Below are 13195 nucleotides of genomic sequence, written 5' to 3'. Positions count from 1 at the left end.
CATCACGATCAGCGAGTTCGAGGGCGCGGTCCGGGATGCCAACGGCATCATCGGCTTCATCGTGGCCGCTGCGACCCGATGCTTCGAGGAGTACCGGGGCACAGCCTTCGACGACGTGATCATCGTGGCGGCCGCGGACGCCGTGGCGCTCCACGGCAACGGCGGAAACGATACGCTGGTCGGGGGCGCCAATGCCGAGCTGCTGGACGGCGGCGCCGACATCGACACCGCCAGCTACGCGAATTCCACGGTGGCGGTGACGGTCGACCTGCGGCTGTCCGGCGCCCAGGTCTCGGCCGGCGACGCCAGTGGCGACACCCTGACCGGGATCGAGAATCTGACCGGGTCGGCCCATGACGATTCGCTGCACGGCGATGCCGGGAACAACGTCCTCGCCGGCGGCGCCGGGGCCGACGCGCTGGTCGGCGGTGCCGGCATCGACACCGCCGACTATTCGGGGTCGCCGGCAGGGGTGACGGTCGACCTGGTGCTCGGCACCGGCCATGGCGGCGACGCCGAGGGCGACACGCTGGCCACGATCGAGAACATCACCGGCTCGGCCTTCGCCGACCATCTCACCGGCGATGCCGGCGCCAATGTGCTGCTGGGCGGGGCCGGGGACGACGTGCTGCATGGCGGCGCAGGGGCCGATACGCTGGATGGCGGCGACGGTTCGGACTTCGCCAACTACCAGGGATCGTCCGCCGCGGTGACGGTCGATCTGCTGGGGAACACGGCCTCGGGCGGCGACGCCACCGGCGACGTCCTGCTCAACATCGAGAACCTGTACGGGTCGAGCTTCAACGACCACCTGATCGGCGACAACGGCGCCAACATCATCGGCGGCGAACTCGGCGACGACACCCTAGTCGGCAACGGCGGCAACGACGTGCTTTCGGGTGAGGGCGGCAACGACCATCTCGATGGCGGCGACGGCGCCGACCGTCTCGTCGGCGGCGACGGTGCCGACACCATCCAAGGCGGCAACGACAACGACTCGATCGATGCCGGCACCGGCAACGACATCGTCTTCGGCGACGCGGGCAACGACACCATCACCGGTGGCACCGGCGACGACCAGCTCAGCGGCGGCGACGGCAACGATCTGATCATCGGCGGAGCGGGGGCCGATGCAATCCACGGCGGTGCCGGCAACGACACCGCCAGCTACGCCGGCTCCACGGCTGGCGTGACGGTCAGCCTGGCGACCGGCACCGGCACGGGCGGTGATGCCCAGGGCGATACCCTGACCGGGATCGAAAACCTCTACGGCTCCGATCAGAACGACGAGCTGACCGGCGATGCCGGGGCCAACACCTTGTCGGGCGGTGCCGGAAACGACGTGCTCACCGGCGGCCTTGGGGCCGACCTGCTGAAGGGTGGGGCTGGCAACGACACCTTCGTCTACACCTCGATCGCCGACAGCACGGTGGCGCCGGCGGGCAAGGACGTGATCGCGGACTTCACCACCGGCGACAAGATCGATCTGTCAGCGATCGATGCCGACGGCAATTCCGCCAATGGCGATACCGCCTTCAGCTTCGGCACCGGCGGCTTCACCGGCCACGCCGGTGAGCTGCGGATCGTCGACTTCCACAACGGCCTCCAGGGCGTCTATCTCGACGTCAACGGCGACAAGACCCCGGACGCGATCATCAACGTGATTTCCGACCACGCTCTGACGGCCAGCGACTTCGTGCTGTAGCGCCTGGAGGCACGCCCTCCATGTTGTGCGATCATCGGAAATCCCTCGACCCTGGCATCGCACCCACAGCCTCGCGCTCGGTCAGCGGTGGCTCGGCCTCGTCCGGCCCATCCAGCCGCCCGAGCTCGCGCAGGAGCGGCGACCGGTCGATGACGTGCCGGGCGACCAGGTGGATGACCAGGCCCTCCTTCTGCAGGCGGCCGCGGACCTCCCAGAGGCGACCACCGATGACGACGCGGCGGAACCGCTCATAGACCTGCGGCCAGACGATGATGTTGGCGATGCCGGTCTCGTCCTCCAGCGTGGCGAAGATCACCCCGCTGGACGTGCCTGGGCGCTGGCGGATCAGCACCAGGCCAGCGGTGGCGATCCAGGTGCCGTCCTTGGCGGCGCGCATCTCGGCCGTGGTGACGATGCCGTCGCCGGCGACGTGCCGGCGCAGCAGCGACATCGGGTGTGCTTTCAGGCTGAGGCGGAGCGACTGATAGTCCTGGATCACCTCCTCGCCGAGGGTCATCCCCGGCAGCAGGACCTGCGCCTCGCCGGCGAGCTCGACCGACGGCCGGTTGTCGCCGGGCCGCCGGCTCCGGTCGGCCGCTTCGAACAGCGGCAGCGGCACGTCGCCGAGGCCGCGGATGGCCCAAAGGGCTTCGCGACGGCCGAGGCCCATGGACCGCCAGGCATCGCCCTCGGCCAGGTGCTCCAGGGCCGCCACGGTGACCTCAGCGCGGCGCCAGACGTCGCGCAGCTCGCGGTAGCCGTCGCTGCGCGCGGCCGCGATCCGCGCCGCCTCGACCTCGCGCAGCCCCTTGACCTGGCGCATGCCGAGCCGGACGGCGAGGCCGCGGGTGCCCGATTCCAGGCTGCAGTCCCAATCGCTGTGGTTGACGTCGACCGGGCGGACCTCGACGCCATGCTCTCGCGCATCGCGGACCAGTTGCGCCGGCGCGTAGAACGGGGCACCACAAAGTTTTTCCGCCAATGCACCTTTTCCGGACAAACCAAGAACGCAGTTAGCCTGTAGCGGCAAACAGGTCGTCCCGCAGCCGGAGCGGCCAGTAGTCGAGCGGGGTTTCGGCAGCTTGCTCCCAGAGGTAGTCACCGGTCAGGCTGATGTGTTCCCAGCCCAGCGGAGAGACATGGGTCAGCAACTGATCGGGCACCAAGCGTCCCGTCGAGCGCAGGTGCTGCACGGCCCGTTCCATGTAGACCGTGTTCCAGTAGACGATCGCCGCGATCACCAGGTTGAGGCCGGAGGCGCGGAAGCCCTGGTTAAGCAGGGTGCGATCGGTGATCCGGCCCTGACGTTGGGTGTGGATGGCTTGGGCGAGGAAGTGCCGGGCCTCGCCCTTGTTGAGTCCGGCGCGACAACGGCGCCGGAGGTCCAGGTCCTCGAACCAGTCGAGCGTGAACAGCGTGCGCTCGATCCGGCCGATCTCCTGGAGCGCCAGGTCGAGCCGGTTCTGGCGTCGGTAGGCGGCGAGCTTCTTAAGGATCTCCGACGGCGCCGCGGTGCCGGCGTCGATCGACGCGACGGTGCGCACAGCTTCGTCCCAGCACTCAATGATGACGTCTGTCCGGATCGGCTTGCCCATGAGGTCCTTTAGACCCGGATACTGGCTCGCAGGCCCGATCGACGCCAGCTTGCGGTCTGCCAGGTCGCGCAGCCACGGCACGAAGCAGAAGCCGAGCATGTGGCTCAGGGCGAAGATATGGTCGCTGGCGCCGCCGGTGTCGGTGTAGTGCTCGGTGATTTTCAATGACGTGCCGTGCTGCATCAATCCGTCGAGCACATAGGGCGCCTCGGAGCCGGTCGAGGAGATCACCACGGAATGGTAGGGGCCGTGCTGGTCCGAGATATGAGTGTAGAAGCGGATGCCGGGGTCGATACCGTATTTGGCGTTGACGGCAGCCTGGCCTCCTTGGCCGCGACCGGTCCGAACGAACTGGCCGTCCGACGACGAGGTCGCGCCCTGGCCCCAGATGTCGGCGAAGGGATGAACATGGTGGGCATCTATGATCGCGGCAAGGGCGGCGCGATAGGTCTCCTCGCGCAGGTACCAATTGTGGGTCCAGGCGAGCTGGGCGTAACTGACGCCCTGCGAGGCGTTCGCCATCCGCTCAAGGCCGAGGTTGCTCGCATCGGCCAGGATCGCCGCCAACACGGCGTTCGGATTGTCATGCGGGCGGCCGCTGCGGAGATCGGTGAACGCCGACAGGAAGCCGGTACGGCGCGCCACCTCCGTCAGCAGCTCGGTGATCCGGATGCGGGGCAGGATGTCGTCAATCATGCGGTCCAGGCGCTCAGCCTCCGGCGGCGTAATCGCCGTCAGCGGTGTGATATGCAGCCTACCGTCGCGCAGCTCGACGCCGTTCACCTGGCCACGTTTCAACTGCCGCTCGAAGCGGCGAAGCCGCCAGTCGAGCAACTGCGTCCGCTCCTGCAGATAGGCATGGACGTCCAAGGTGAAGGGCAGCTTGGCCGCGGCGGCGGGGACGGCGGGTTTTGGCAGGAGGTAGCGGTCGAAGCGCTGATAGTTGCGGGTGCCGTCGATCCAGATGTCGCCGGAGCGCAGCCGGTCGCGCAGGGTGGCGCAGACCGCGACCTCGTAGCGGCGGCGATCGACCTTGCCGTCCTCGATCACCAGCGCCTTCCATTTCTTGTGCGAGAACGTCATCGGCGCCGTCGCGGGAATCTCGCCGCGGCCCTTGCGGTTCGCCTCGCGCAGAACCTCGATCGCGGCCAGCATCGGGTCGCGCGCCGTGGGCGCCTTGAAGGTGAAGGCCTCAAGGAAGGCCGGCGCGTATTTGCGCAACGTCATGTACTTTCCGGTGGCGGTGACCAGCGCATCCTCCTCCACGAACTCGGCCAGCGCCGCAACCTCGGGCTGGGCTTTCATCAGCGTCCACCATCCAACGTCGTGATCAATGGCGTCGAAGGCGTCAAGATCCTGCTCATGGGCATTTTGGAGGGCCGTCAGCGTCTGGTTGAACAGGCGCATCAGGCGGCCGACATCCTTCGCCGTCGCCTGATATTGCCGCTCCTTCCGCCGCTTGGCACGGGTGAACATGGCGCCAACCAGCTTGTCGAACATCTCGACCATGGCATCCGCCAGGCGGCTCTCCAGGTCGATCATCTGGGCAATCAGCGTCGCCCGGCGCCGACGGAGGCCATAGGCGCTCAGCAGGAAAGCCGGGGCGACAGCGCCCTCCCGCACGAACTGCCGGAACCGGTTCTCGTGGATCGCATCCGTCAGAGCCGGCTCGAGGCCGATCTGCCGGACACGATCGAGCCGTGCCAGGATCACGTTGATGTTGTCGGCGCTGGGCGATTCGGGGAAGCCCCGCAGCCAGGCCAGCGGCGTTCGCCCCAGCTCAGGGTCGTTGAGCAGCAGCATATCGACCTGCATCAACTGGTCCGGCATCAGCGACGCCACCAGGGCGTCTGCCGTGAGCCGCCGCGCCCGGTCACGGCCCGTGGCGCCGGCGTGCTCGATCGTCCCCGGCGCCGGCAGGATCAATTTCCGCTCGCGCAGCCCCGCCATCAGCGCGTCCGCGATCTCCAGGCCACGATCCGTCGACCAGGCTGCCTCGGCCGCGATATCGACCATCAGCGGCATGTCGGCTCGACGCGACGCTCGCAACCCGAGGCGCTGCGCCACCTCCTGGGCATGTCTCTCGCGGGTCTGCCGTCGACGCCCATAGTCGCGATACACCTCTGCCGGAACAGCGAGCTGCATCGCGAGATAGCGCAGCACCTCGTCCGGCACTCCCTCCCAGTCGCACAGGCCGAAGCCCCGGTGCCGCAGCAGGCAGAGTTGCACCGCAACGCCAAGGCGGTTTCGGTCACCGTGCCGGGCCAGAACGAATTCCAGATCCTCCGAGGCGAGCGTGTAGTGCTGGATCAGCGCTGCCCGGTCGGTCGGAATGTCGAAGAGCCGACGCCGCTCGTCGTCGGTCAGCAGATTGTACCGTGCCATCGAGACCCTCGGCAGAGAGCGTTCGGCTCAGACCACCTCAGCGCCGAAGGCGAGTCCAGCGGGAATGGTCCGCTCATCTCCGCAAGAGGATCGTCTATCGCACCCTCGCTCGAACCCCACCTCCCCAGACCTCAGCCTGACCGAGTTCTCACTTTGTCCGGCAAAAGGTGCATTGGCAGGAAAACTTTGAGGTGCCCCCAATATCGTGGAGTGGTCGAGCTACTAGCCCTACGGGGCGCGCAGCCAGACGCGGCTGTCGACGACGGATGAGGGGCAGGGCTATATCGGACAGCGGGACGACCCGGAGACGGGTCTGATCGACCCGGCCACCGGCAAGCCGGACCCGGAGCGGGGCCTGCTCTACCTCAACGCCCGCTACTACGACACGGAGATCGGGCGGTTCATCTCACCGGACTGGTGGGACCCGACCATGGCCAGCGTCGGCACCAACCGATACGCCTATGCCGGAAACAACCCCATCGGCAGCTCAGATCCATCTGGGCATATCAAGGGGGGCGAAGGTCACGACTGGAATGGTGACCCAGCGGCCCACACTCATGACAATACCACGAGTAATATGAGCGGTGGCGGGGATGGGGCTGGCTACAATCCCCGCATAATGCAAGATCGCTTTGATCGAGCGGCTTGGCTGAGCTACCGGGGAATAGGATTCTTTGGGGGAATAGGTGAATCCATCGGGGGAATCTTCAGCAGAACCGAGAGGCTAGGTGCTGCTAGGGATTTCGCATCGTGGCGATCGGCGATGGCGTTTAATCCAAGAGATCGGCAACTGGCGGACGCGGAGCCACATACGTGGGAATACTATCAAGTACGCCCCACTCTCGGTCAAGTGGATGTGTTTATACGCGGAACTCCAACGAATGACGCTTTTACTAACAGCACTTACGCTCTTGGTTCGTGGGTGTTGGGACTATTCAACGCAACGAAAGATACAACTCCGCCGACAGCCGGAGATTTGCCAGACTTTGATTGGGACGATCCAACGAAGCCGCCGACTAGTCCAGACGGGACGGCCTGGGCATGGAAGGGGAAGCAACCCCCTGGAGGCGAATTTGGAGCCTGGGTGAATCCGGATAATCCTGATCAAAAGTCTGCATCCCGATCTCAACCATCCGCCTGGGGTTGACCCGCATTGGGATTGGAATGATCGTGAAAAGCAGCCGCCCGGCTGGAGGACGTTCCCCGACGGATCGTTTGTACCCAAATGAAAGAAGTAGAAATGGGCGTGCACCTCAGATTAGATATAGATCGGACCCATCCATATTTGGCTGAGGTAATAGACCAATCTGGACTCGCACTAACGAAACTAGAGCGCAGGCTGCATCTTGGGGAGGTGATCGCTCTGAGTTCAACCAGAATTCAGTTAGAACGGCCATACGACTTCAAGGTAGCTCAAGATATGCAAAAAAGAGCTAAATTTGGGCTTCAACCTACGGATTCTGCGGCAAAGGAACTTGCAGATACTCTAGTCACCACAAAATTAGGATTCGCGCTTTGTTTTGATCCAATCAGAGATTTTGAAGCTCCGGGCTCTACAGTCGGCGAAATCGTTGATATTGAAGGCAAGTTGTTCTACGGATTAAATATGATTGATAGCAATATTGAAAAAATTTGTGATTTTATAAATGAAAATACTTTAAGTTGGTATTTTTGGATGACAATATTGGATTGTAGATGTATTGAGAAAAAGGCGATTAATCTAGAAGCAATTCAAAACTCCAAGATAATGGCTTTTGGAGCGTATGATGGGGAGGGGTATATTTTTTGGCAAGAGTCCTAAAAGCTGTTTTGCGCTGTATATTTTTGGTATTCGGTGGCGGTGCATTAAATTAGTATCGCCGTTCGATCGTGAGCGCCAGCTCTGCTTATCGACGTCGAAAAGTCCCTCTTTCTGGATTGCCGCTTGTCGGCCCCCAGTTCGACGTGCTCGATATCGCGAGCATCAAGACCGTCGGCCACCATCCTTTCCACTTACGGCAATTTGGAAATCGGCCAACTCCCCCATCTGATCAGAAAAAAGGGGGGAACGCACCCCCTGTCTGTGCTTGGAGGAGATGCGTTACACAGGCGGAATAATGCGTCGGTCGAGATCGGGCGGCATAGTGATGGTCATCCGAATAGGGCTCGTTACAAGAACTGTACGTAGGCGCCCGACACGAGAACGAAAGAGCAACCCGACTGGTCAAGCAGCGACCCGGAAGTCCGTTGAGGTTCTACGCAGAGGCCGGAAGGCTCCCGGAGGGGGCAGATCCTGGTGGTTCCAGTCGTAGGTGCCGATCAGGTTGATGTGCTCCCAGATCTGCGGCGAGCCATGGCGCAGAATCTCGTTCGACAGCTCATGGCCCTCTATGAGCAGCTGGTTGACCACGCGCGACAGGCAAGCGGTGCTCCACAGGATGATGGCGCTGACCACCAGATTGAGGGCCGAGGCCCGGAACGCCTGGTTCTCGAAGGCGGCGTCGTGGATCTCGCCACGTTGATGGAAGAACACCGCTCGGGTCAGCTTGTGCCCGGCCTCGCCCTTGTTCAGCCCGGCCCGGCAGCGGGCTCGCAAGGCGGGGCCGGAGTACCATTCGATCATGAACAGGGTGCGCTCGATCCGCCCGATCTCGCGCAGGGCCTTGGACAACAGGTTGGTCTTCGGCATGGCGGCCAGCTTCTTCAGCACCACCGACGGCGCGGCCTCGCGGCCGTCGATCGACAGGCCGATGCGCAGCACCTCGTCCCGGCCTCGCGGATTACCTGTTCGTCGATCCGACCGCCGATATGCTGGCGCAGCAGTGGGTCGGCGTCGCCGAAGGTGTACAGGGACCAATCCTTCAGGTCGCGCAGCCGCGGCACCAGGCGCCGGCCCAACACCGCGAAGAGGGCGAAGACGTGGTCGGTGGCGCCGCCGGTGTCGACATAGTGCTCAGCGATGTCAAGCTGGGACGCGTGTCCGTAGATGCCGTCCAGCACATGGGCCGCCTCGCTCTCGGTGACGCTGATTGGAAGGATGTGATAGTGCCCGTGCTGGTCGGAGACCCAGGTGTAGAACTTGCCGCCGGGCCCGTGGCTGTAGTGGGTGTTGACGTCGCTGCGTTTGCCGGCCCGGCCCGCGGCAGCGAAGAACTGGCCATCGGAGGACGAGGTCGTACCTTCGCCCCAGAGACGGGCATAAGGATGCGCCAGCTGGGCGTTGATGATCCGGGCGAGGCCGGCCTTGAACGCGGCGTCGTGGGCGTGGAACTGCCGGCACCAGCCGATCTGGCGGGCGGTCACCCCGGCCGAGGCGTCGGCCATGCCCTTCAGCCCAAGATTGGTGGCGTCGGCGAGGATGCCGGCATGCAGCACCTGGATGTTGCGCGGCAGGTCGCCGGTGCGCAGGTGGGTAAACGCCTCGGAGAAGCCGGTCCAGGCATCAACCTCGGCGATCAGCTCTGTGATCCGCACCGGGGGCATCCGGTCGAGGATCAACCATTTGGCGGCCTCGGCCGCCTTGGGCACGGCCGCGCGGTCCGGCGAGACCACCAACTTGGCATCGACAAGGCGGACGCCCTTAAGCTTTCCGCCGCGGGCGCGATTCGCCAGCTGCTGCAGCTTGAGGGCCAGCTCCTGCCGCTTCTCGGCGAGCCAGGCGACGGGGTCGGGCGGCACGCCGAGGCGCAGGTCATCCTCCTCCTTGCGGGCGGCGACAACGGAAGGCGGTACCAGATCGGCGGTGAGTGGCCGGAAGGTGCGGCCACCCTCCACCGAGACATCGCCCGACCGCAGCCGATCGCGCAGCACTACCAGGGTCGCGACCTCGTACAGCTTGCGGTCCGGCTTGCCAGCGGAGAACACTGCCTTGCGGATCTTGTCCGCCAGATGGCCGACCGGCGGCTTGGCCGACAACCCCCGGCGCCCCTCACGGTGCAATTGCCGCAGTAGCTCAAGGGCCGCCAGCAGAGGATCGCGCCGTCGGGCGGAACGGAACACGAAGGCCTCGATGAACGCCTGGCCGCAGCGCCGGATCTTATCTGATCGCTCCGCGACTTCGACGAGCGGATCCGGCTCGGCCGTGCCCTCGAAGCTTTCGAGCTCCGCCTGCGCCTGCATGAGGCGGTGCCAGCCAATCCGCTCGTGCAGCAGATCGATGGCATCGCTATCGGTGTCGTTGGCCTCGCTGAGGGTGCGCAGCGTGTCACGGAACAGCCGCAGCAGGTCCCCCGCGGCCCGGCCGGTCTCGAGATGGCGCTGGTTGCGGCGCGATCGGGCCTTGGCGAACTGCCGGCCCACCAGCCGGCAGAACATCGTCACCGCCGCGTCGGTCAGACGGAACCCGAGGTCGATCAACTGGGCCCCCACGGTGGCGCGCCGGCGTCCGGCGTTCAGGTCGGCGGCGAGATGGGCCGGGGTGGCGTCGCCCTCGAAGGTTTCTGCTGCCGCGGTGGCGTACCTCAGAGCCCAAGGGGCGTCACAACACCATGTCCTGGCCGGTGATCGGGATGGGCGAATGGACCTCGATGGCGAAGTCAGCGACCTTGTCGCCGTCGAGGTCGGCGTAGAGCAAGCTGATACCGGTGCCGCCGTTCTGGACCACGACCTCATGGCCGATGCCGGTGAACGCGCCGCCGGCGGTGTAGACGAAAGCCGTGTTGCCGTTCGCCGCGTTGCCATCGGCGTCGATCGCCACAAGGTCGATCTTGTCCCCCTGGGCCCGCGAGAAATCCAGGATGACGTCGCGGCCCGCTGTCGCCACCGTGCTGTCGCTGACGGCACGATACATGAAGGTATCGGCATAGCCCCCGCCGGTCAGGTGATCGGCACCTGTGTTGCCGAGAAGCGTGTCTGAGGTATCGCTTCCGGTCAGCGTATCGTCGTGGATCGAGCCATAGATCGCCTCGATTCCGGACAGGGTGTCGCCCTGGGCCTCGCCGCCCGACCCGGTGCCGGTGGCCAAGTTGACGGTCACGCCTGCGGCACTGGTGTGGTAGTAAGCCCAATCGAATCCGTCACCGCCGCCGATGACATCGGCGCCGGCGCCACCGACAAGGCGATCGTTGCCGTCGCCCCCGCCCACGAGGTCGTTGCCGCCCAGGCCATAGGAAGAGTCGTTCCCGCCATACAGCACGAGGTGTTCATTGCTGGCCGACCCGATCAGCCGGTCGACCTCTTCGGTCGCATCGACATTTTCGATGCCCATCAGGACATCCCCTTCGGCATCTCCGCCATGAGCCGTGCCCTGGGTCAGATCGATCGTAATGCCGGCGGAATACCAATAATAAGCGGTATCGTCGGTGCCCGCCCTGCCATCCAAGATGTCGGCGCCGGCGTCTCCTTCCAGATTGCTGCCGTATTGCCCAGCAATCAGCATGTCGTTTCCGGCTTCGCCCGTCATCGAGAAGGAGCCCTGCAACACGTCGTCGCCGGCCCCGCCATGGAATTGCTGTGCGTGCCCATCGCCAACCAGATGGTCATTGAACTGCGACCCAATGAGAATGCCGATGCCGGCCCCGACCAGCCAATCGCCTTCGGCCTCGCCGCCATGCCCGGCCACGGCATTCTCCAGATGAAACGAAACACCTGCGCGCGTGACGTCGACCGTCTGCACGGCGGTAAGGTCGATGTTAACCCCAGCGGTCGATGTCCCGTAATCGGCTCTCGTGTTGAAGTTGTTGACGGAATTGGTCACGGTCCCGATGCCGTTGGCGATCGTGAGGTCGCCATCGATCAGAAGATCGGCCCCGGCCCCGCCGATCAAGATATCGTCTTTGTCACCACCAGCGAGAATATCGTTCCCGCCGCCGCCGATGAGATCGTCGCTCCCACCTTTTCCGTACAAAATGTTGTCTTTGCTGTCGCCGGTCAGCACGTCGGTATAGGAGCTGCCAATCAAGTTCTCGATCCCGACGAGAATGTCACCCTGGCCGTTGTCGCCTTCGCGCCCCACGCCGGTCAGGTGCATCGCGATCCCGAACCGCGTGATGTCGAGCGTCGCGGTATCGGAGAGCGTCACGCGGACGGTTTGGTTTCGCTCGGCATAGGAGACGGTGTCGCGGTCCCCGGCATGGAGCACGACGGTGCCGACATCCTCCGTCACGTCAAGCGTTCCGCCGATCAGGATGTTGATCCCTGTGCCGCCGCTCAGAACATCGTTTCCGGCCTCACCGGCAAGCACATCGTCGCCAGCCAGGCCGGACACCGTGTCGTCGCCAGCGCTGGCGACACCGATCAGCAGATCCGGAGCGCTCGTCCCGATGATGTTTGCCACTATCCCCTCATTTTTTAAAATTCGCTTAAAATCCTATTCCAGAATTTGCCTCCGTGGCGGCGCTCTTTGCAAGCGCCTGCAACGACGGTCTGGGCAGCTAGAAAACGCATGCCCCGACCTGCCGCAGCTGTTCCTCGCATTTCAGGGAGAATCGCCACTAGGTCTCGGCACCATCCTGGTCGCCGGATTGCCGCGACTGGTCCGCTCGGCTGCGCGCCTCCTCCGGAGGAGGCCGCTGATCGGGCTTCGTCGATTTTTCCTGACCCGAGCGGGCCCACTTGGATCTGCGCGACGCGTCCTTCTCGGCCGAGGCCCTTGTGCTGGTCGCTCGCCGGTCGCGACAGGGGTTGCCGCCGGGTGGCGATGGCTGCAAATTAAGCCATATTTTCCCAGGTTTCATATCGGCCCCAAGGCGCCGACGCATTCGTCGAATCAATAGGGGGCCGCTCCGATGACGACGCTCAACCTCTCGTCCCTGACCTGCCTGACGACCAGCATGGACACGAGCCTCTATGCCGGCTCGATCTCCAGCAACGGCAGCCTGGTCGGGGTACATGGGCTGGAGAACTCTTACCTCGAAGCTGGAATCGCGCTCATCGACACGCACGGGACTGCGATCCTCGACCTGCCTGCCACATCGATACTCACAAATACAACTACCCCTTCCTATCTATCGTTCTCCGATGATGGCCGATATGTCGTCTATAGCCTTCAAGATCTTGGCCATAACTACATTTATAGCTTAGATCTAATAGGCGGAACAACGCAGAAATTTGCGGATTCATACGGATATTACGATGAAGCTGGTAACTATCACGACCCCGAATTCTTAGAAGGTCAGATATCCCATGATGGAAACTATATTTTACTATACGGAAGCAGCGAGGCCCTCAATCTGGGCGGCATAGATACGCTTGGACTCTTCGTGCGGGACGTCAGATTGGGAACAACCACTCTGATCTCCCAATCCGCGGCTCAACCTAGCGTGCCCGTGATCTCGGCCAATGATCGGTTCGTCGCATTCACTGGCTTCAGCGGCTCGTACTTCGCCATCCAGGTGCGCGATCTGGCGCTCGGCACCACGACGAACGTATCGGTGGCATCCGATGGCGGGGAGGCGAACGGCAATTCCAGCCATGCCGCGATGTCTGGGGATGGCCGCTATGTGGCCTTCGAAAGCGACGCGAGCAACCTGGTCACCGGCGACACCAACGGCGCGAGCGATATCTTCCTGGTCGACAAGGATATCGGCGACTT

General features: G+C 63.9%; 9 protein-coding genes. 4 read left to right on the top strand and 5 right to left on the bottom strand.

The features are described 5' to 3' along the window. On the top strand, nucleotides 1-1705 hold a 1705-nt coding region (locus AC3XYG_RS03035; RefSeq protein WP_489138334.1), incomplete at its 5' end, for a calcium-binding protein. 31 nt (nucleotides 1706-1736) lie between these two features. Here the strand turns inward: AC3XYG_RS03035 and AC3XYG_RS03030 are convergent. Both AC3XYG_RS03030 and AC3XYG_RS03025 read right to left on the bottom strand, forming a co-directional pair. Further along, the gene (locus tag AC3XYG_RS03030; protein ID WP_489138333.1) at nucleotides 1737-2687 is read right to left on the bottom strand and encodes a helix-hairpin-helix domain-containing protein; all 951 of its coding nucleotides are present in this window, start codon (nucleotides 2685-2687) and stop codon (nucleotides 1737-1739) included. A gap of 31 nt (nucleotides 2688-2718) precedes the next feature. Next, entirely contained in the window at nucleotides 2719-5685 is a 2967-nt protein-coding gene (locus tag AC3XYG_RS03025; RefSeq protein WP_489138332.1) for a Tn3 family transposase, read from the bottom strand. 253 nt (nucleotides 5686-5938) lie between these two features. Between AC3XYG_RS03025 and AC3XYG_RS03020 the strand changes: the two genes are divergently transcribed. Both AC3XYG_RS03020 and AC3XYG_RS03015 read left to right on the top strand, forming a co-directional pair. Beyond that, nucleotides 5939-6832: an RHS repeat-associated core domain-containing protein gene (locus AC3XYG_RS03020; protein WP_489138335.1), complete on the top strand. Its 894-nt coding sequence runs from the start codon at nucleotides 5939-5941 to the stop codon at nucleotides 6830-6832. Between the two features lie 78 nt (nucleotides 6833-6910). Beyond that, complete coding sequence (locus AC3XYG_RS03015; protein ID WP_489138331.1) at nucleotides 6911-7486, top strand: hypothetical protein; 576 nt, start codon at nucleotides 6911-6913, stop codon at nucleotides 7484-7486. A 402-nt stretch (nucleotides 7487-7888) separates the two neighbouring features. On the opposite strand, the gene AC3XYG_RS03010 is transcribed toward AC3XYG_RS03015, so the two are convergent. From AC3XYG_RS03010 to AC3XYG_RS03000, 3 genes are all read right to left on the bottom strand, one after another. Then, a complete protein-coding gene (locus AC3XYG_RS03010; protein ID WP_489138330.1) occupies nucleotides 7889-8425 on the bottom strand; it encodes a Tn3 family transposase in 537 nt (178 codons plus the stop codon). Further along, nucleotides 8368-10020 carry a Tn3 family transposase gene (locus AC3XYG_RS03005; protein WP_489138329.1) on the bottom strand — a complete coding sequence of 551 codons (1653 nt, stop codon included), beginning with the start codon at nucleotides 10018-10020 and terminating at the stop codon, nucleotides 8368-8370. The genes AC3XYG_RS03010 and AC3XYG_RS03005 overlap by 58 nt, the downstream gene beginning before the upstream one ends. A 121-nt stretch (nucleotides 10021-10141) precedes the next feature. Continuing rightward, a complete protein-coding gene (locus tag AC3XYG_RS03000) occupies nucleotides 10142-11938 on the bottom strand; it encodes a calcium-binding protein (RefSeq protein ID WP_489138328.1) in 1797 nt (598 codons plus the stop codon). Between the two features lie 451 nt (nucleotides 11939-12389). Between AC3XYG_RS03000 and AC3XYG_RS02995 the strand changes: the two genes are divergently transcribed. Then, nucleotides 12390-13195 (top strand): TolB-like translocation protein (locus AC3XYG_RS02995; RefSeq protein ID WP_489138327.1); only part of this gene is annotated, 806 nt, incomplete at its 3' end.

This window comes from Inquilinus sp. (assembly GCF_057815775.1).
The sequence above is the reverse complement of the archived record's forward strand: the minus strand, read 5'-3'. Positions and strand labels throughout refer to the sequence as shown.

Excerpts from the sequence above, each read along its gene's own strand:
- AC3XYG_RS03025 (WP_489138332.1), bottom strand. The coding sequence starts at position 5,685 with ATGGCACGGTACAATCTGCTGACCGACGACGAGCGGCGTCGGCTCTTC.
- AC3XYG_RS03015 (WP_489138331.1), top strand. The coding sequence starts at position 6,911 with ATGAAAGAAGTAGAAATGGGCGTGCACCTCAGATTAGATATAGATCGG.